Origin of the sequence: Prolixibacter sp. SD074, assembly GCF_009617895.1 — a bacterium.
Taxonomy (GTDB): domain Bacteria; phylum Bacteroidota; class Bacteroidia; order Bacteroidales; family Prolixibacteraceae; genus Prolixibacter.
The window spans coordinates 3,818,686-3,837,600 of sequence record NZ_BLAW01000001.1; the positions used below are offsets into that span (position 1 = coordinate 3,818,686).

At 46.8% G+C, this 18,915-nt stretch carries 15 protein-coding genes; 8 read left to right on the top strand and 7 right to left on the bottom strand.

Going from position 1 to position 18,915, the window contains the following annotated elements; all coding sequences use genetic code 11:
* Positions 1-104 precede the first annotated feature (104 nt).
* From cysK to GJU82_RS16445, 5 genes are all read right to left on the bottom strand, one after another.
* A complete protein-coding gene (gene cysK, locus GJU82_RS16425; RefSeq protein ID WP_153633142.1) occupies positions 105-1,016 on the bottom strand; it encodes a cysteine synthase A in 912 nt (303 codons plus the stop codon).
* Positions 1,017-1,285: 269 nt separating this feature from the next.
* On the bottom strand, positions 1,286-2,620 hold the full coding sequence (locus GJU82_RS16430; protein ID WP_153633143.1) for an ABC transporter permease: 1,335 nt from the start codon (positions 2,618-2,620) through the stop codon (positions 1,286-1,288).
* Between the two features lie 66 nt (positions 2,621-2,686).
* Positions 2,687-3,610 (bottom strand): ABC transporter ATP-binding protein, encoded by a 924-nt coding sequence (locus tag GJU82_RS16435; protein ID WP_153633144.1) that lies wholly within the window; start codon positions 3,608-3,610, stop codon positions 2,687-2,689.
* Positions 3,611-3,719: 109 nt separating this feature from the next.
* The gene (locus tag GJU82_RS16440) at positions 3,720-4,748 is read right to left on the bottom strand and encodes a metallophosphoesterase (protein ID WP_153633145.1); all 1,029 of its coding nucleotides are present in this window, start codon (positions 4,746-4,748) and stop codon (positions 3,720-3,722) included.
* 102 nt (positions 4,749-4,850) lie between these two features.
* The gene (locus tag GJU82_RS16445) at positions 4,851-5,849 is read right to left on the bottom strand and encodes a S9 family peptidase (protein ID WP_153633146.1); all 999 of its coding nucleotides are present in this window, start codon (positions 5,847-5,849) and stop codon (positions 4,851-4,853) included.
* Positions 5,850-6,845: 996 nt separating this feature from the next.
* Here GJU82_RS16445 and tnpA (GJU82_RS16450) point away from each other — a divergent pair.
* The gene (gene tnpA / locus GJU82_RS16450) at positions 6,846-7,313 is read left to right on the top strand and encodes an IS200/IS605 family transposase (protein ID WP_153633147.1); all 468 of its coding nucleotides are present in this window, start codon (positions 6,846-6,848) and stop codon (positions 7,311-7,313) included.
* A gap of 819 nt (positions 7,314-8,132) precedes the next feature.
* Positions 8,133-8,600 (top strand): IS200/IS605 family transposase, encoded by a 468-nt coding sequence (tnpA, locus tag GJU82_RS16455; protein ID WP_153633147.1) that lies wholly within the window; start codon positions 8,133-8,135, stop codon positions 8,598-8,600.
* A 164-nt stretch (positions 8,601-8,764) separates the two neighbouring features.
* Here the strand turns inward: tnpA (GJU82_RS16455) and carB are convergent, their stop codons facing one another.
* Both carB and carA read right to left on the bottom strand, forming a co-directional pair.
* Complete coding sequence (carB, locus tag GJU82_RS16460; protein ID WP_153633148.1) at positions 8,765-11,995, bottom strand: carbamoyl-phosphate synthase (glutamine-hydrolyzing) large subunit; 3,231 nt, start codon at positions 11,993-11,995, stop codon at positions 8,765-8,767.
* A gap of 61 nt (positions 11,996-12,056) precedes the next feature.
* Positions 12,057-13,142 carry a glutamine-hydrolyzing carbamoyl-phosphate synthase small subunit gene (gene carA, locus GJU82_RS16465; protein ID WP_153633149.1) on the bottom strand — a complete coding sequence of 362 codons (1,086 nt, stop codon included), beginning with the start codon at positions 13,140-13,142 and terminating at the stop codon, positions 12,057-12,059.
* A 311-nt stretch (positions 13,143-13,453) separates the two neighbouring features.
* Here carA and GJU82_RS16470 point away from each other — a divergent pair, with 311 nt between their 5' ends.
* The 6 genes from GJU82_RS16470 to proC all read left to right on the top strand — a co-directional run bounded on the left by GJU82_RS16470 (position 13,454) and on the right by proC (position 18,897).
* Positions 13,454-13,942: an arginine repressor gene (locus GJU82_RS16470; protein WP_153633150.1), complete on the top strand. Its 489-nt coding sequence runs from the start codon at positions 13,454-13,456 to the stop codon at positions 13,940-13,942.
* 11 nt (positions 13,943-13,953) lie between these two features.
* Positions 13,954-14,637 (top strand): GNAT family N-acetyltransferase, encoded by a 684-nt coding sequence (locus tag GJU82_RS16475; RefSeq protein WP_153633151.1) that lies wholly within the window; start codon positions 13,954-13,956, stop codon positions 14,635-14,637.
* Between the two features lie 38 nt (positions 14,638-14,675).
* Entirely contained in the window at positions 14,676-15,866 is a 1,191-nt protein-coding gene (locus tag GJU82_RS16480; protein ID WP_153633152.1) for an argininosuccinate synthase, read from the top strand.
* A 9-nt stretch (positions 15,867-15,875) separates the two neighbouring features.
* Complete coding sequence (gene argC / locus GJU82_RS16485; protein ID WP_153633153.1) at positions 15,876-16,847, top strand: N-acetyl-gamma-glutamyl-phosphate reductase; 972 nt, start codon at positions 15,876-15,878, stop codon at positions 16,845-16,847.
* Positions 16,848-16,870: 23 nt separating this feature from the next.
* Positions 16,871-17,995 carry an aspartate aminotransferase family protein gene (locus GJU82_RS16490; protein ID WP_153633154.1) on the top strand — a complete coding sequence of 375 codons (1,125 nt, stop codon included), beginning with the start codon at positions 16,871-16,873 and terminating at the stop codon, positions 17,993-17,995.
* Between the two features lie 107 nt (positions 17,996-18,102).
* On the top strand, positions 18,103-18,897 hold the full coding sequence (gene proC / locus GJU82_RS16495; RefSeq protein WP_153633155.1) for a pyrroline-5-carboxylate reductase: 795 nt from the start codon (positions 18,103-18,105) through the stop codon (positions 18,895-18,897).
* Positions 18,898-18,915: the final 18 nt, after the last annotated feature.

Below are 18,915 nucleotides of genomic sequence, written 5' to 3' on the forward strand. Positions count from 1 at the left end.
CTGAAAAGCAAGGAGAATCAGGGCGTGTAATCGATGTGCATGATTACCAAATAAAAAGAGGACAGCTTGTTGCCATCCTCTTTTTCTAGGTAAAATATCCTGAATTAAAATAATCCGTCAACCGACAGGTAACGTTCTCCGGTATCGTAAGAAAAAGTCAGAATACGGCTGCCTTTCGGAAGTTCCTGGATTTTCTTATTGATAGCGGCCAGCGAGGCGCCGGAAGAAATTCCGACCAGTAAGCCTTCTTCGGAAGCAGCTTTCTGAGTAAACATAAATGCCTCCTCTTTGGATACCTGGATGGTTCCATCGAGTGTTTCCGTTTTCAGGTTTTCCGGGATAAAGCCGGCACCAATTCCCTGGATAGGATGTGGTCCCGGGGCTCCGCCCGAAATAACCGGTGAAGTTTCCGGTTCGACCGCAAAGGTCTGCATATCGGGGAAGCGTTTTTTTAACTCGATAGAAACGCCGGAAATGTGCCCGCCGGTTCCCACACCGGTAATCAGGTAATCGATTCCGTCCGGGAAATCGGCCAAAATCTCTTTCGCCGTATACTCAGCATGGGCCTGGATGTTGGCCGGATTATCGAACTGAGAGGGGATGAACGAACCGGTATTTTGTTCTGCCAGTTCCTTCGCGCGGTTGATGGCACCTTTCATTCCCTGTCCTTTCGGGGTCAGCTCGAGTTGGGCGCCGTACGCTTTTAAGATGCGGCGGCGTTCGACAGACATGGACTCAGGCATCACCAAAATGAGCTTGTACTTTTTAACGGCAGCAACCAAAGCCAACCCAATACCGGTGTTCCCGGAGGTTGGTTCGATAATAAGATTACCGGGTTTTAATACTCCTCTTTCTTCCGCATCATTAATCATTTGCAGCGCGATACGGTCCTTGATGCTGCCTCCCGGATTGGTTTTCTCCACTTTGACGTATACTTCGTAGTCGTCGGGATAAAGGTTGTTAATACGCACGTGCGGCGTATCACCAATAGTTTCGAGAATAGTTTTAACTTTCATAATTCATGTGAAATTGGTTATGATGTAACAGTATAATTGAACAAAAAAAAACCTTCCTGGTTCGGGAAGGTTTTTCTATGGAACTAAAAAATCAGAATCAACTTGTGTATAGAATATCCTTCCTGATAACGGTATAACAGGTACAACAATTGCACATATGGCATTTTCGAATATTCATGCTGTGACAAATATAAGACATTTCGGACAAAATTATCCGAATGGATAAGGTCAATATTGTATTAAATAATACGAATAGCAGTCTTTCTGTTTTAACTTCTGTACGTTAGCCATTTGCCCAACTCTTTCCAGGTTGGTTTCTTGCCATACATCAGAATACCCGTACGGTAAATCTTTCCGGCTACCCAAACGGTCCCGGCGAACGTAGCAACCAGCAATACCATCGACAGGATAAGTTCCCAGGCCGGAACTCCAAACGGTATTCGCACCATCATAACTACCGGCGAGGTAAATGGAACCAGGCTGAACCAGAAAGCGATTTGTCCCTCCGGATTGGTAATGGCATTCATCATCACAATGATGGCGATAATGAGCGGTATGGTCACCGGAAGGGTAAACTGTTGTGCATCTTCCTCGGAATCGATTGCCGAACCGACGGCACCGAATAACGAACTGTACAACAGATAGCCGCCAATAAAGAAGAAGAAGAAACAGCCAATGATTAACGGGAAATTGATGCTGCTCATCATCGAAAAGATTTCCTGCACCTGGCTGCTTTGGGCAACGTTTTCCATCTGGCCACTCATTTGGCTTTGTGCCATGAGGTTCTGTGCCTGGTCGGGCGACATATCGGGAATGAAGCCTTTGGCTGCCTGGAAGATCCCGATAAACAGCACCACCCAAATAGCGAACTGTGTCAGTCCCACCAGTGCGATACCAACAATTTTTCCCATCATCAGCTCGAAGGGTTTCACACTGGAGATAATGACCTCTACAATACGGTTCTGCTTTTCTTCCATCACACCGCGCATGACCATGGTGCCGTAGATGAAGATAAAGATGTAGATCATGAAACCGAAAATATACCCAAGCACCATGGCAATTTCGGTGGAACTCTTGTGTTCTTCGCCTTTATCGCCTACGCGGATGGTATTAACATGGATATTCGTCCGTGCAGCCTCCAGTTTTCGTTCCAGATCGGGAACGGCTGCTTCCTTTAACAGGGCAGAGCGTTTGTCTTTTTCAACAATGGAGGATAGGTTCCGGTCGATGCTGTTCTTCAGATCGAAGGGAACATTTTTCTCTGAAAAGATCTCAACATTGTTGGTGGTAACCACATTGGGCGGAATGGCCAAAATAGCATAATACTTCGAATCTTTCAGATTATCGCGCAGTTTGTTGTATTCTTCCTTCGGAATAAAATGAAATTTTGTGTATTCACTACTCTCGAGCCTTCCAAGAAATATACCGGAGCCATCGTATACGGCTACCGTGCGCTCTTCGCTATTGTTCATGGTTGCCAGGTAGGTAGGCAGAATGGTGATAGCGGCAAAAAGTACCGGCATCAGCAGGGTTAGAATAATGAACGACTTCTTTTTAACCCGTGTGTTGTATTCTCTTTTTATGATGATACCAACTTTTTTCATCGTCAATGTTTTTCTGTGATTGGAATTTGTGGAACAATGATCACGTTTTGTCTACAGGCACCTGGATTAATTTGGCTTATTTTCGGTGACGACTTTAATGAAGACATCATTCATACTGGGAATAATTTCGTTGAACGAAAGAATTTCAACATGTTCGAGTAAGCCACGGAGCAATTCATTGGGTGTGCTGCCATTGACAAATTGCACGGCGAGTTTGTGAGCTCTTTCCGAAGGTCCGTTACGCAGAATTTGGTACGCATCGCCCAGATTCCTGGTCAGGTTACCGTAATCGCCCCGGTATTCCACTTCAAAAATGTTTGACTTGTATTGCTGGCGTATTTCCTGGGTTGGGCCGTCAAGTATTTTCTTCGATTTATCGATTAACGCGATGTGATCGCACAGCTCTTCAACCGAAGCCATGTTATGCGTTGAGAAAATAATGGTGGCACCTTTATCGCGCAGTTTCAGGATTTCATTTTTCAGCAAATCGGCATTGATGGGGTCAAAACCGCTGAAAGGTTCATCGAAGATGAGCAACTCGGGCTGATGTAGCACTGTGCAAATGAACTGTACTTTTTGCTGCATCCCTTTGGAGAGCTCCATCACTTTTTTGTCCCACCAGGGAGTAATATCGAACTTCTCGAACCAGTATTTCAGTTGCTTCATGGCATCGCGGCGGCCCATGCCTTTCAGTTGGGCCAGGTAAAGCGCCTGCTCGCCCACTTTCATTTTTTTGTACAGGCCGCGTTCTTCCGGCAGGTAGCCGATCCGGAAAACGTCGTCCGCTTTGAGCGGGCGTCCTTTGAATTCCAGTGTACCGCTGTCTGGCGCAGTGATCTGGTTGATGATGCGTATCAGTGTTGTTTTTCCGGCACCGTTGGGGCCCAGCAACCCGAAAATGCTTCCTTCGGTTACCGAGATATTGACCTCAGACAGCGCCCGGAATTTGTCGAAGTTTTTTACAACATCATGCGCTGAAAATAATTCCATGGTTTTAAGGTTAATTGTCAATTGATTTGGCCGGCTGAATGTCAGGTTCGGCTACGATTTCGTTTTGATTATATTCAGTTAAAGGTAAATGAATTCTTTTAAAGAGAAGTTATTTCGTCGGCTTTCTCCAGGTAAATTGGCGATTCGAAATCTCCGGAGTTACCGGTGAGCCATTGAGAACATAAGGCACTCCGAGGTTGGCTGGCCCGGGCAGAATAAAGCTCGTCTGCTTTCCGGTGAGCGTCAGTTTTCCGGGCGTAATTTTCACGATGCCATATAGTGGTTCTTTGTAGGGAAGCGTGAACTTTGCCAGCGGGAAATCGTGGTCGATAGCTGCCGTGTAATGCTTGCTGCTCTGGTAGTCTTCGCCCACCCAGCGGTACGACATGCTGTTAATGCGGATGTAGTGGATGCCGTTGATGGCCTTTTCAACATCGGTGGCACCGTGTCCGCTGAAAGCCGCGATCACTTTGGTGTAACCCGCCTCTTTGTTTGCTTCTTCCAGAATCTTCCGTACGTCAGCGCCATTGGCACAGCCCTTCGGATCTTCGAGGCTTTGGTGCGAGAAAATGATGGTGGTGAGGTTGGAGCGTTTCAACTCCTTCTTCAGCCAATCGAGCTCTTTGGGACTAACATAGTTCAACCCTTTTTTCACCTGGTCGTAAAAGTTCCCGTGGTTGTAACCGATGTATTCGTTGCGGAAAAAAAGGTAGTTGGTGTCGAGCACAATGAAATGGATGTTGCCTTTTTCGAAAGCGTAATAGTTCGAAGGCATATCGGTAAAGCGAATAAAATCGTTCTTGGTCGCTTCATCCAGGTCGTGCTCGCCAATAACCTGGTAGCTGTCGCCGTCAAAACGGTCCCATATATTGATGAATTCCCTGTACTCGGGCTTTGGCGGACAGAACGCACCCAGTGAAATGATGAAATCGACGTGATTCTTTTCCGCCGCTTTGACGAATTCCTTCAGCCGTGTCGCAGCATCGGGGATCACATCGGCATTTACCTCGGAGCAAACAGCAAATGAAACATTTTCGGGCCGGGGGCCCGAAGTGCAAAATTGCATGGATAGATTAATGGCCAACACCCCGGCCCATATGGCTGATTTTCGGATGAACTCACGTCTTTTGAGTGCCATAACCTGTACTTTTTGTTAAAAAAATATTCGGGAGCGGCGTTTTCAGAAACCGCTCCTTTGTTAGGTAATAGCCGGGGAAGTCAGGTGTTTAAATGTAACAAACTACTGAAGATTTTCCTTCAGGAATAAAATTGCATCCTGTTTCATCCGGTCGGTTACCTTATGGCCAACACCTTCGTAAGTTTTAAATGTTGCATTGGTGCTGTCCGCTTGGTAGAGTTTTTCTGATTCGGCCCAACGTTGTTGCATGTCTTTCCCGAAAAGCGTGAAAATCAAATCCTGGTCTGCCTTATCATATCCATCGTCATACGGTACTGAATCATTGGTATCATCGCTGCCGATAAAGAATAGCATAGAAATTTTTTGGAAAGCCTCCAGGTTGAATGTTTCACCGGTCAGCTCCTTGAAATCGGCCGTACCCACCGGGTAACGCAATACTTTTCCTTCCCATTCGCTTTGCGGTGCAATAGGCCAGCCACCGGGCGAGCCTACTACGGCTGCTTTCACCAGTTCCGGGTGCAGCGCGGTGAACCTGTTGGCAAACATACCGGCAGCCGAGAATCCCATGATGGCAATCTTTGATCCGATTTTAATGTCCCAACGCTTTTTCAGAATGTCTTTAATTTCATTAATGGCTTCGATGGCCTGCAAATCCAGGCGTGACAGAGCCTGGTGCTCGGTGGTCATTACGTCGCGGTCGAGGGCCTGTGTATAGATTCTCCACCGTTCGTATTGCAGCGGACGTGGGAAAATAGACGTTACATAAATCACCGGAAGTTCTTCAGTCAGCTCCGGGGCCATGGAGCGGGCATCCTTAATGGCCTGCCTGGCCTCCCAATCGAAATTGTCAGTTGCTTTTCCGGAGTTGTTCGGGACAAATAGAATAACAGGCATTTTGTGCTTAATGCGTTCCTCCGACGGGGTGTAAACCAAAAATGGCCAATGCCTTACATTTGTTGTATCAGTTTCCAGTTTCGTCAGCTGGCCATAAGGTTTGTCAATGGTCTGCAACGACGGGATGTGCTTCAGCTTGTTCGCCTTTTTATGGCTGCATGCCGAAAAGAGAATCAATATAGCGAATAAGGAATACCAAGTCTTCATAGATACATGTTTTTGCGGTTCATTACTTATTCCTGTTACATTCATTGGTTTGTCCGGCAGGTTTGTTTCGCCTGCAATTTTAGGAAAATTAACCCGGATGTTCAACAAAACGCCAGGACATATTTTTTTGGGAAGAATGTTATTCACCAATGCGAAAACCTCGACTTTTTGCCAGCGAAGCAATTAGTAAATGCTAAAAGCTCCACTTTTCCGTTAGGAAAGCCATTAGTAAATGCTGAAAGCCTCACTTTTTCGTCAGGGAAGGGATTTGCAAATGCTGAAAGCATCCTTTTTCCGTTAGGGAAGGAATTAACAGATGCTAAAAGCTTTACTTTTTGCCGAGGAGCAGTTAGTAAATGCTAATAATTTACCTTTTTGTTGATGGACAATAACGATAGCCGTTGAGGAGCAAGCTGTCATCTTTCATAGAAAAAAGGGGCGTTAGCCCTTCAATCTTCGTAGAAAAAAGGGCTAACGCCCCTTCGATGAAAAACATAGGCCTGATAACCAACAAGGCCGCCCCCAATTGTGCCATGCACGTTTGAGACAGCCTTTGTTCAATTTATGGAGTTGTGCTTTGCTTGTCAGGAAGTAAATAATAGTTTACCTTTTTGTTGATGGAAACAATAACGATAGCCGTTGAGGAGCAAGCTGTCATCTTTCATAGAAAAAAGGGGCGTTAGCCCTTCAATCTTCGTAGAAAAAAGGGCTAACGCCCCTTCGATGAAAAGCATAGTGATAACCAACAAGGCCGCCCCAAATTGTGCCATGCACGTTCGGGACAGCCTTTGTTCAATTTATGGAGTTGTGCTTTACTTGTCAGGAAGTAAATAATAGTTTACCTTTTTGTTGATGGAAACAATAACGATAGCCGTTGAGTGAGCAAGCTGTCATCTTTCATAGAAAAAAGGGGCGTTAGCCCTTCAATCTTCGTAGAAAAATGAGTCGATATAAAACAGAAGGGGCGTAGCCCTGAAATCTCAAAATAATAAGGACATGGCAAACACATACACCCAGCTATATATCCAATATGTATTCTCTGTAAAAGGCAGGGGGAATTTTATAAAGGAAAAATTCAGGGATGAACTGGAAAAAGTGATGTGTGGCATTATTACCAACCATCATTGCAAAACCTATGCAATATATTGTAACCCGGATCATTCCCATGTTTTTGTGGGGATGCACCCCACAATATCTCCATCCAAATTAATGGAACAGGTAAAATCGGGTTCGTCAAATTGGTTAAACAATAGAAAACTTATACCTGGAAAATTTGCCTGGCAAGATGGTTATGGGGCATTTACCTATTCCAGGTCTCATATCGACAGGGTAGTAAAATATGTGTTGAACCAGCCTGAACATCATAAGAAACAATCATTTCAGGAGGAATATGTGTTGTTTTTGAAAAAATTTGATGTGGAATATGACCCGAAATATCTATTTGAATGGTATGAAAAAAGATAGATGCCAGGGCTACGCCCCTAATTTACCACTAAATAAACGATACTACGAAGATTGAAGGGCTACGCCCCTTCGATGAAAAGCATAGTAATAACCAACAAGGCCGCCCCCAATTGTGCCATGCACGTTCGGGACAGCCTTTGTTCAATTTATGGAGTTGTGCTTTATTTGTCAGGAAGTAAATAATAGTTTACCTTTTTGTTGATGGAAACAATAGCGATAGCCGTTGAGTGAGCAAGCTGTCATCTTTCATAGAAAAAAGGGGCGTTAGCCCTTCAATCTTCGTAGAAAAAAGGGCTACGCCCCTTCGATGAAAAGCATAGTAATAACCAACAAGGCCGCCCCCAATTGTGCCATGCACGTTCGGGACAGCCTTTGTTCAATTTATGGAGTTGTGCTTTACTTGTCAGGAAGTAAATAATAGTTTACCTTTTTGTTGATGGAAACAATAGCGATAGCCGTTGAGTGAGCAAGCTGTCATCTTTCATAGAAAAAAGGGGCGTTAGCCCTTCAATCTTCGTAGAAAAAAGGGCTAACGCCCCTTCGATGAAAAACATAGGCCTGATAACCAACAAGGCCGCCCCAAATTGTGCCATGCACGTTCGGGACAGCCTTTGTTCAATTTATGGAGTTGTGCTTTGCTTGTCGAAAAGTAAATAATAGTTTACCTTTTTGTTGATGGAAACAATAGCGATAGCCGTTGAGTGAGCAAGCTGTCATCTTTCATAGAAAAAAGGGGCGTTAGCCCTTCAATCTTCGTAGAAAAATGAGTCGATATAAAACAGAAGGGGCGTAGCCCTGAAATCTCAAAATAATAAGGACATGGCAAACACATACACCCAGCTATATATCCAATATGTATTCTCTGTAAAAGGCAGGGGGAATTTTATAAAGGAAAAATTCAGGGATGAACTGGAAAAAGTGATGTGTGGCATTATTACCAACCATCATTGCAAAACCTATGCAATATATTGTAACCCGGATCATTCCCATGTTTTTGTGGGGATGCACCCCACAATATCTCCATCCAAATTAATGGAACAGGTAAAATCGGGTTCGTCAAATTGGTTAAACAATAGAAAACTTATACCTGGAAAATTTGCCTGGCAAGATGGTTATGGGGCATTTACCTATTCCAGGTCTCATATCGACAGGGTAGTAAAATATGTGTTGAACCAGCCTGAACATCATAAGAAACAATCATTTCAGGAGGAATATGTGTTGTTTTTGAAAAAATTTGATGTGGAATATGACCCGAAATATCTATTTGAATGGTATGAAAAAAGATAGATGCCAGGGCTACGCCCCTAATTTACCACTAAATAAACGATACTACGAAGATTGAAGGGCTACGCCCCTTCGATGAAAAGCATAGGCCTGATAACCAACAAGGCCGCCCCCAATTGTGCCATGCACGTTCGGGACAGCCTTTGTTCAATTTATGGAGTTGTGCTTTATTTGTATTCGTCCCACGATTTAATGACAATATCCTCTTCCGTCATTTTCGTGAAGGCATAGATGAAGGCACTGGCCACCCGCGCATTGGTAATGAGCGGAATATTGAAATCGACGGCGTTTCTCCGGATTTGGTAACCGTTCGACAGCTCGCGTTTGGTGTGATTTTTCGGGATGTTGATCACCATTTCCACTTTCTTCTCGCGAATCAAATCCAGCGTGTTCGGGCTCTGATCTTCTTCGTCGGGCCAGTAAGCCATTTCCGTTTGGATACCGTTGTCGAGGAAGAATTTGTGCGTTCCACCGGTGGCGTAAATGGTAAATCCGCGCTCTTTCAGCATGCGGGCGCTGTTCAGCAATTCCACTTTCCCGCGGGTTGGCCCCGAAGAAATCAGGATGCTCTTCTTCGGAATGCGGTAACCCACCGAAAGCATCGACTTCAGCAGCGCTTCGTAGAAGTTCTCACCGATACAGCCTACCTCGCCCGTCGAGGACATATCCACGCCCAGTACCGGGTCGGCATTTAGCAACCGGTGGAACGAGAACTGCGGCGCTTTCACTCCCACGTAATCCAGTTCGAACAGCGATTTGTCAGGCTTCTCGAATGGCACGTCGAGCATGGACTGGGTCGCAATCTCAATCAGGTTTGTCTTCAGGACCTTCGAAACAAACGGGAAGGAGCGGGAAGCCCTCAGGTTACACTCAATTACTTTGATGTCGTTATCCTTGGCCAGGAATTGCATGTTGAACGGGCCGGTAATTTCCAGCGCTTCGGCAATCTGGCGCGAAATCTTCTTGATGCGGCGGATGGTCTCCACGTACAATTTCTGCGGCGGAAAAACGATGGTTGCATCGCCGGAGTGTACACCGGCAAATTCCACATGTTCCGAAATGGCGTAAGCCACCATTTCACCGTCTTTGGCCACGGCATCCATCTCAATCTCCTTGGCATTTTCGATGAACTCGGAAACCACCACCGGATGCTCTTTCGAAACATGGGCTGCCAGTTCGAGGAAGTGTTGCAGCTGGTCCTTGTTCGATACCACGTTCATGGCCGCGCCCGAGAGTACGTACGAAGGACGAATCAGTACCGGGAAACCGACTACACCTACAAACTTGTAAATGTCTTCAATGGTGGTCAATTGATTCCAGCGCGGTTGGTCAACGCCCAGACGGTCGAGCATGGCCGAGAATTTATTCCGGTCTTCGGCGTTGTCAATCTTCTCTGCCGTGGTTCCCAAAATCGGGACATGCTGCTTGTGCAGGCGCATGGCCAGGTTGTTCGGAATCTGACCGCCCATAGAAAGAATGGTTCCCTTGGGCTGTTCCAGTTCCACGATGTCCATCACACGCTCGAAGGTGAGCTCGTCAAAATAGAGCCGGTCGCAGGTATCGTAATCGGTCGAAACCGTTTCCGGGTTGTAATTGATCATGATGGCGCGGTATTTTTCCTTCCGGATGGTGTTGATGGCATTCACCGAACACCAGTCGAACTCCACCGACGAGCCAATCCGGTAAGCACCCGAACCGAGCACAATCACCGATTGGTTATCGTGCTGGAAGGTGATATCGTGCTCCGACCCGTTGTAGGTCATGTACAGGTAATTGGTCTGGGCCGGATATTCGCCCGCCAGGGTATCGATTTGTTTCACGTAAGGAACGATACCGAGTTTTTTCCGGTATTCGCGTACCTTCAGCAAGTCGCCGTGTATCTCTTCATCGGGGCTTTTGAGGACCAGGCGCGCAATCTGGAAGTCGGAATAGCCTTGCTTTTTGGCCAGCAGGAGCATGTCATAAGGGATGTCTTCCAGCTTGTTGATTTTCTCCAGCTCGTTACGCAGGATATATATATTGTTCAGCTTCTGCAGGAACCACCTGTCGATGCGGGTCATTTCCCACACTTTGTCAACCGAATGACCATGATGGAAGGCTTCCGCGATAGCGAAAATACGACGGTCGGTCGGTTGTTGCAGTTCGCTCTCCACATCGTCGATTTTCGCCTGCCCACTGTTGGCTACAAAGCCGTGCATGCCCAGGCCAACCATCCGGATACCTTTCTGGATGGCTTCCTCGAACGAGCGGCCGATGGCCATAATCTCGCCAACTGACTTCATGCTGGAGCCCAGGTTTTTCGACACGCCGGAAAATTTGGTGAGGTCCCAGCGGGGAATCTTCACCACCACATAATCGAGCGCCGGTTCAAAAGCGGCGGTGGTAACTTTGGTCACGGCGTTTTTCAGCTCGTGCAAGCCGTAGCCCAGTCCGAGTTTGGCCGCCACAAAAGCCAGCGGATAACCGGTTGCTTTCGATGCCAGCGCGGACGATCGCGACAACCGGGCGTTCACTTCAATCACGCGGTAATCTTCCGAGTTCGGATCGAGGGCAAACTGCACATTGCATTCGCCAACCACACCGATTTTACGGATGATTTTGATGGAGAGCTGACGCAGATTATGGTATTCGCTATTGGAAAGCGTTTGTGAAGGTGCTACCACAATCGATTCACCGGTGTGGATTCCCAGCGGGTCGAAGTTTTCCATGTTACACACGGTGATACAGTTGTCGAAACGGTCGCGAACCACTTCGTACTCCACCTCTTTCCAGCCTTTCAGCGATTCTTCCACGAGAATCTGCGGCGAGTAGGAGAAGGCGTTATCGGCCAGTTTGTTCAGCTCGTCCATGTTGGAACTGAAACCCGAGCCCATGCCTCCCAATGTATAGGCAGCCCGTATGATGAGCGGGAATCCCAGTTTTTCGGCGGCAGCCCGTGCTTCCTGAATGGTTGAGCAGGCAACGCTTCGGGGTGTTTTGACATTAATTTCGCCCAGAATGCCGGCAAAAATCTCCCGGTCTTCGGTATTAATGATGGATTGCACCGGCGTACCGACCACCTTGACGTTGTATTTTTCGAGAATGCCGCCACGGAATAAATCGACACCACAGTTGAGGGCGGTCTGTCCACCGAAGGCGAGCAGGATACCGTCGGGGTTCTCCTTTTTAATGACCTCTTCTACAAATTTTGCCGTTACCGGAAGGAAATAAACCTTGTCGGCAATGTTTTCCGATGTTTGAATGGTGGCGATATTCGGGTTAATCAGAACGGTCTCTACACCTTCCTCTTTCAGCGCTTTGAGTGCCTGCGAACCGGAATAGTCAAATTCGCCGGCTTCGCCAATTTTCAGTGCCCCCGAACCGAGGACGATTACTTTCTTGATATCTTTGTTGAGCATGATTTTCAGTCGTTTTGAATGATGAATGAACAAGTCAGGGTACCTGCTTCATTCGGCCGGTTCATTGCTTTTTGTACTTTTTGATGTTGTCAATAAAATCATCAAAGAGGAATTCCGTATCCACCGGGCCGGAAGAGGCCTCGGGGTGGAACTGCGTAGAGAAGAAGGGTTTTGTTTTGTGGCGAATCCCTTCGTTGGTCTGATCATTCACGTTCACAAACATTGGCTCCCAATCATCCGGCAGGGTTTTGTCGTCGATGGCAAAACCGTGGTTCTGCGAAGTGATGTAACATTTATCGGTTCCGGTAAGCAAAACCGGCTGGTTGTGGCTGCGGTGACCGTATTTCAATTTATAGGTATCGGCTCCGGCAGCGCGTCCCAGCAGCTGATTACCCAGGCAGATACCCATAATGGGTTTTACTTCGTCTATTGCTTTGCCAACATTCTCGACGGTTTCCTGCACCATGGCAGGGTCGCCGGGGCCGTTGGAGAGGAAAATGCCGTCGCACGTTACCCGGTTAAAATCGTAGTCCCATGGAACCTTGATAACGGTTGTGTTTCGTTGCAGCAAGCACCGGATAATGTTGTTTTTCACTCCACAGTCGACCAATACTACTTTGTGGTCGCCGTTTCCGTAGGTAACCACATTATCGGTACTCACGCGGGAAACCAGGTTTTCCTCGTTCGGGTCGTAAAAATCGATGGCATCGCCATCGAAAACAATCTTACCAAGCATCGAACCCTTTTCCCTAAGTATTTTGGCCAGGGCGCGGGTGTCGATATCAAACAGTCCCGGTACTTTGTTTTCCTTCAGCCAGTTTCCCAGGCTTTTCATGGCGTTCCAGTGACTGTATTCAAATGAATAATCCGACACGATAAGTGCGCTCACATGAATTTTGTCCGACTCAAAATACCTGAATATTCCATCTTCTTCCCTGTCGTTCGGAACACCGTAGTTTCCAATCATGGGGTAAGTCGATACCAGGATTTGCCCGGTGTAGGAAGGATCAGTGAGGCTCTCGGGGTAACCCGTCATAGCCGTGTAAAATACCACTTCTCCGGCCACCGACTTGTCGTATCCAAATGATTTTCCTTCGAATACAGTCCCGTCCTCAAGAATCAGTTTTGCTTTCTGCACGTTTTGCATTTCCGGTTGGTTTTATTGCTGAGTGTATTGATTTTTCGAAACACATGGACAAAAAAAATGCGTTCCCACTGCCTTGGACCCGGCAGTAAAAACGCATTTCTCAGCGTGTCTTTCTGATATTCTAAAGACATGTTGCACGGCACAAAAATAGGTTATTTCCTGCAATGAGCCCAAAATTTCAATGTAAAATAATTAATAATTATTCATCACCTTTTGCGTATGGGTCAAAATTATGAATAAATTTACATTTAAATGCATAAAAGTTCGATGTTAATGCATAAAATTGCAATCAAGATAAATAAATATTCATAATGAAGAATCGGACACAACGTCTGTTGGCCATCAAAAAAATCATCTCCGGTGACCGAATCAGCAGCCAGGACGAGTTGCTGATTCGGTTGAATAAAGAGGGATATGAGGTGACGCAGGCGACGCTTTCGCGTGATTTAAAATCGCTTCAGGTAATGAAAATCAGCGATTCACAACATGGATATATATACCGTTTGCGTGAAAATCTGGCGGATATCGATGAATCAATGCCCGATATGTCGCATGCCAATTTTTTGGCCGACGGTTTTCTGAAGGTGGAATTCTCAGGAAATTTGGGCGTAGTACGAACACTGCCCGGGTATGCCAGCAGCATTGCATCGGTAATTGATAAAGCAAATTTATTTGAAATATTAGGAACGGTTGCAGGTGACGATACCATCCTGCTAATTGTCAGAGAGGGAGTTGGTCGTAATGATGTCATCAACGTGTTAACGATGACCATGCCCAAACTGGAAGATAAAATTGATTAATAAGGCAAAAGATGTTTCCGCTAAAGAAGAATAACAAAGACGAAAAATCTGCCATCAAGGTCGTTGTGGCCACCGAGGTGCACGTTAAGTATGTGGACGAAGTGAACGACGCCATCGACCTGGCTTCGAAGGAGCGCGGTACGGGTATTGCGCGCCGGACACATGAATACATTGAATCGAAGATTAAAGAAGGCAAAGCCATTATTGCCCTCGACGGTGATACGTTTGCCGGTTTTTGTTACATCGAAACCTTCGGTACCAATAAATTTGTGGCCAACTCGGGGTTGATTGTGCCGCGCGATTACCGGGGACATGGTTTGGCCCGGCGCATCAAGCAGCGTGCTTTCGAATTGTCGCGTTCCAAATTTCCGGAGGCCAAGATTTTTGGTTTGACTACCGGTCTGGCCGTAATGAAAATCAACTCCGACCTGGGGTACAAGCCGGTCACGTTCTCGGAGCTAACCGACGACGAGCAATTCTGGAAAGGCTGCCAGAGCTGTGTGAACTACGATATTCTGCAGCGTACCAGTCGTAGCAAATGCCTTTGTACCGGAATGCTTTACGATCCTGCATGGAAAAATGGCAACGGGAAAAAGGGGAAAACGCCTTTCCAGGTATTTCGCGAGTGGGTCGATAAACGCAAAGCGGAAAAACAGGCGCTGGCCGAAAACAAAAACGGGAAAAAATCAGAGTAATCATCTTATCCGGTTAACGGAAAAAAGCATAAACAGTTATGAGTGAAAAAGTAGTTCTGGCATTTAGCGGAGGTTTGGATACATCGTATTGTGCCATCTATCTGTCGAAAGAAAAGGACCTGGAAGTTCATACGGCAATTGCCAATACTGGAGGATTTTCTCCGGAAGAACTGGCCGATATTGAAAAACGGGCTTACGCACTGGGCGTGAAGAGTCATAAAATGCTTGACGTAACGGAAGAGTATTACCAGAAAGGCATTAAGTACATGGTGTATGGTAACGTATTGCGAAACAATACGTATCCGATTTCCGTCAGTTCGGAGCGCATTTTTCAGGCCATCGCCATCATTGAGTATGCGAAAAAAATTGGCGCCAAATATGTGGCTCACGGTAGTACCGGGGCCGGAAACGACCAGGTTCGGTTCGATTTGGCTTTCCAGGTTTTGGCTCCCGAAATCGAAATTATTACGCCAACGCGTGACATGGAGCTGACCCGTGAATTTGAGATCAACTATCTCAAAGAGCATGGCGTGAAAGCCGATTACAATAAAATGACTTACTCCATCAACGCCGGACTATGGGGAACCAGTATCGGCGGCAAGGAGACTTTGACCAGCAATCAGGCACTTCCGGAAGAGGCTTATCCGAGCCAGCTGAAGAAGGAAGGTGAGGGGATACTGACCCTCGATTTTGTGAAAGGACAGCTGAAAGGAGTGAATGGTAACAAGCATTTCAGCTCCATTGATGCTATTCGCGAAGTGGAAGAAATCGGTTCGGTGTGGGCCATCGGCCGTGATATGCACATCGGCGATACCATCATTGGTATCAAAGGCCGTGTGGGATTCGAGGCTGCCGCCCCAATGCTCATCATCAAAGCGCACCAGATGCTGGAAAAACATACGCTGACCAAATGGCAACAATACTGGAAAGATCAGCTGGGCAACTGGTATGGGATGTTCCTTCACGAAGCGATGTACCTGGAACCGGTCATGCGCGACATCGAGAAATTTCTGGAAAGTACGCAGGAAAATGTCACCGGCAAAGTGATTATCAAACTTCGTCCCTACACCTTCCAGTTGGTGGGAATTGAATCGGAGCACGATTTGATGAAGTCGGAATTTGGTGAATACGGCGAGATGAACAAAGGCTGGACAGCCGATGACGCCAAAGGGTTTACCAAAATTCTGGGCAACCAGTTGAAGATTTTCTATTCGGTCAATAAGAAATAAACGCATTCAATGGCTACAGTAAGCACAGGGATCGTGGGCGGTGCGGGTTATACGGCGGGTGAGCTTTTGCGCATCCTGTTAAATCATCCGGCTGCCGATGTTTCCTGTATACAAAGTTCCAGTAACGACGGGCAACCGGTTACTTCGGTGCACAAAGATTTAATCGGGGAAACCGATTTGGTGTTTTCGGATATTGACTTCGATGCCGTTGATGTAATTTTCCTGTGCATGGGACATGGCAAGTCGGCCGAATACCTGGAAAAGAACAATGTCCCGCAGCGGGTTAAAATTATCGATCTGAGCCACGATTTCCGCTTAAAGCGGGAAGGGAATGACTTTCTGTACGGTTTGCCTGAGTTGAACCGCGAAGCGGTTCGCTCGGCGAAGCGCATTGCCAACCCGGGATGTTTTGCTACCGGCATTCAGTTGGCTTTACTGCCGCTGGCTTCGGCCCGTTTGCTTACGCAGGAAGTGCACGTGCATGCTATTACCGGTTCAACCGGGGCAGGACAGTCGCCTTCGGGTACGTCACATTTTAGCTGGCGTAACGGCAACGTGTCGGTGTACAAAGCTTTTCAGCATCAGCATTTGGGCGAAATCCGGCAAAGTCTGGCGCAGTTACAGGGACAATTTGAGCAGCGGCTGAACTTCATTCCCGTAAGGGGAAACCACACACGTGGCATCTTTGCTTCGGTGTACACCGGTTTTGAAGGAACAGTTGAAGAGGCCCGCGCATTGTATCGACGCTATTACGAAGGGCATCCGTTTGTGCACCTGTCGCCCGGTAATCCCGACCTGAAACAGGTAGTGAATACCAACAAAGCATTGCTTTACCTGGAAAAACACGACGGGAAACTGCTCATCCTGTCATGCATTGATAACCTGTTGAAAGGCGCCTCGGGACAGGCCGTACAAAATATGAACCTGATGTTCGGGTTGAATGAGACAGCCGGCCTCAACCTGAAGCCGGTCGCATTTTAATCCCGAAAATAAATTCGAAACATATGGAACTTTTCGATGTATATCCGCTGTTCGAAGTGGAACCGGTGACAGCCAAAGGATGTATCATTACCGATAAAAATGGCGTTGAGTATCTCGATTTGTATGGCGGGCACGCCGTTATTTCAGTGGGGCATTCGCATCCCTATTACGTGCAGGTGCTGGTTGGGCAATTGAAAAAGATCGGATTCTATTCCAACTCGGTACAGAATCCGCTGCAACATGAACTAGCTCATAAGTTGGGAGCTCTTTCCGGTTACGAAGATTATTCACTTTTCTTGTGTAACTCCGGTGCCGAAGCCAATGAAAATGCGTTAAAGCTGGCTTCGTTCCATACCGAAAGAGCCCGCATTGTATCATTCGAAAAATCCTTTCATGGACGAACTTCGGCAGCAGTGGCCGTCACCGATAATCCAGCCATTATATCACCACTGAACGATACTGTCGACCGAATCATCCTCCCGCTGAATGATATAGATGCGTTGGAAAACGAACTCATGGAAGGCGATGTAGCTGCCGTTATCGTGGAAGGAATTCAGGGCATTGGCGGTTGCCGTGTACCAGAACCTTCTTTCCTGGAAGAAGCCGGAAGACTGTGTCGTCGTTATGGAACCGTGCTTATTCTCGATGAAATTCAGTCGGGTTACGGACGAAGCGGCAAATTCTTTGCACACCAGTATGCCAACGTAAAACCCGATCTTATCACCGTAGCGAAAGGCATGGGAAACGGTTTCCCGGTAGGCGGTGTGTTGATTAGCCCGGAATTCGAAGCCCGGAAAGGAATGCTGGGAACTACGTTCGGTGGAAATTACCTTGCTTGTGTAGCCGGCATTGCTGTGCTGGATATCATGCAGAGCGAACAATTGATCGAAAATGCCGAAATCATTGGTAATTACCTGATGACATCGCTGGCCGGCATTGATAAAATCAAGGAAGTTCGGGGCCGCGGTCTGATGATCGGACTGGAATTTGACCAGCCCATTGCAGTAATCAGGAAGAAATTGCTCTTCGAAGAAAAGATATTTACCGGAGTCACCGGCACCCACACTATCAGGCTCTTACCTCCCCTAAGCGTTACACGTGAGCAAGTCGATCGGTTTTTATCGGCGCTTGAAAAGGTATTGGGTTAATAATTGGTTAAAAATACTGGCAAAATGTATTAAATTGAATGTCTTATTTTGATTCTGCTTTAGGTTTGTGGTAATGTGGAATACAATATAAAAAAACGTAGATAGCTATGAAGAACCTGAATATTTGCATCATTGGCGGAGGAAATCTGGGACGTGCCATAGCCGAAGGCTTTTTGAAAGCCGGAATGCCGGCTAAACAGCTGGTGGTTACCCGTCGGCGGCCACACCTGCTGGAAGATTTGGCGAAACAAGGTGTTCGTGTTACTGCAGACAATGCCGCTGCAGTGAAAGGAGCCGATTTGGTTATTATGGCAGTCAAACCCTACCAGGCTGAAGGTGTACTTCAGGGAATTCGTAGTTCTTTGATTCCCGGTCAAATGCTGGCTTCGTTGATGACCGGTGTGAGTCTCGAAAGTCTGAAATTGTGGTTGCCCGAAACCGTTATCCCGTTCCGGGTGATGCCCAATACGGCTATCGCTTTGCAGGAATCGATGACCTGTATTTCGGCGCCTGATTGCAATGATGGGCAAAAAGAAGTAATTCAGGAACTGTTCGAAACGTTGGGAAAAGTTATCTATATCAACGAAGAACTGATGGCCGCCGCCACTGTTTTGGGTGCTTGCGGAATTGCTTTTGCGCTTCGTTTTATTCGCGCAGCAACGCAAGGCGGAATTGAAATTGGCTTCGGAGCCGAAGTGGCACAGGAAATTGTGGCCCAAACAGTGAAAGGGGCTACCGAACTGATTCTGCAAACCGGCCATCATCCCGAAAGGGAGATCGACAAAGTAACCACGCCGAAAGGAATCACCATTTCCGGGCTTAACGCGATGGAACATCAGGGATTTTCATCGGCACTCATCCAGGGGTTATTGGTTTCGTACAATAAAATTAACAACGGTTAAATATCTGTCTCTAAAAAT

Bases quoted from the DNA above. Each gene is read 5' to 3' on its own strand.
- GJU82_RS16430 (WP_153633143.1), bottom strand. From the start codon at position 2,620: ATGAAAAAAGTTGGTATCATCATAAAAAGAGAATACAACACACGGGTT.
- carB (WP_153633148.1), bottom strand. From the start codon at position 11,995: ATGCTCAACAAAGATATCAAGAAAGTAATCGTCCTCGGTTCGGGGGCA.
- GJU82_RS16490 (WP_153633154.1), top strand. From the start codon at position 16,871: ATGGAACTTTTCGATGTATATCCGCTGTTCGAAGTGGAACCGGTGACA.
- GJU82_RS16445 (WP_153633146.1), bottom strand. From the start codon at position 5,849: ATGAAGACTTGGTATTCCTTATTCGCTATATTGATTCTCTTTTCGGCA.
- GJU82_RS16470 (WP_153633150.1), top strand. From the start codon at position 13,454: ATGAAGAATCGGACACAACGTCTGTTGGCCATCAAAAAAATCATCTCC.
- argC (WP_153633153.1), top strand. From the start codon at position 15,876: ATGGCTACAGTAAGCACAGGGATCGTGGGCGGTGCGGGTTATACGGCG.
- cysK (WP_153633142.1), bottom strand. From the start codon at position 1,016: ATGAAAGTTAAAACTATTCTCGAAACTATTGGTGATACGCCGCACGTG.
- proC (WP_153633155.1), top strand. From the start codon at position 18,103: ATGAAGAACCTGAATATTTGCATCATTGGCGGAGGAAATCTGGGACGT.
- GJU82_RS16440 (WP_153633145.1), bottom strand. From the start codon at position 4,748: ATGGCACTCAAAAGACGTGAGTTCATCCGAAAATCAGCCATATGGGCC.
- GJU82_RS16480 (WP_153633152.1), top strand. From the start codon at position 14,676: ATGAGTGAAAAAGTAGTTCTGGCATTTAGCGGAGGTTTGGATACATCG.
- GJU82_RS16435 (WP_153633144.1), bottom strand. From the start codon at position 3,610: ATGGAATTATTTTCAGCGCATGATGTTGTAAAAAACTTCGACAAATTC.
- tnpA (WP_153633147.1), top strand. From the start codon at position 8,133: ATGGCAAACACATACACCCAGCTATATATCCAATATGTATTCTCTGTA.
- GJU82_RS16475 (WP_153633151.1), top strand. From the start codon at position 13,954: ATGTTTCCGCTAAAGAAGAATAACAAAGACGAAAAATCTGCCATCAAG.
- tnpA (WP_153633147.1), top strand. From the start codon at position 6,846: ATGGCAAACACATACACCCAGCTATATATCCAATATGTATTCTCTGTA.
- carA (WP_153633149.1), bottom strand. From the start codon at position 13,142: ATGCAAAACGTGCAGAAAGCAAAACTGATTCTTGAGGACGGGACTGTA.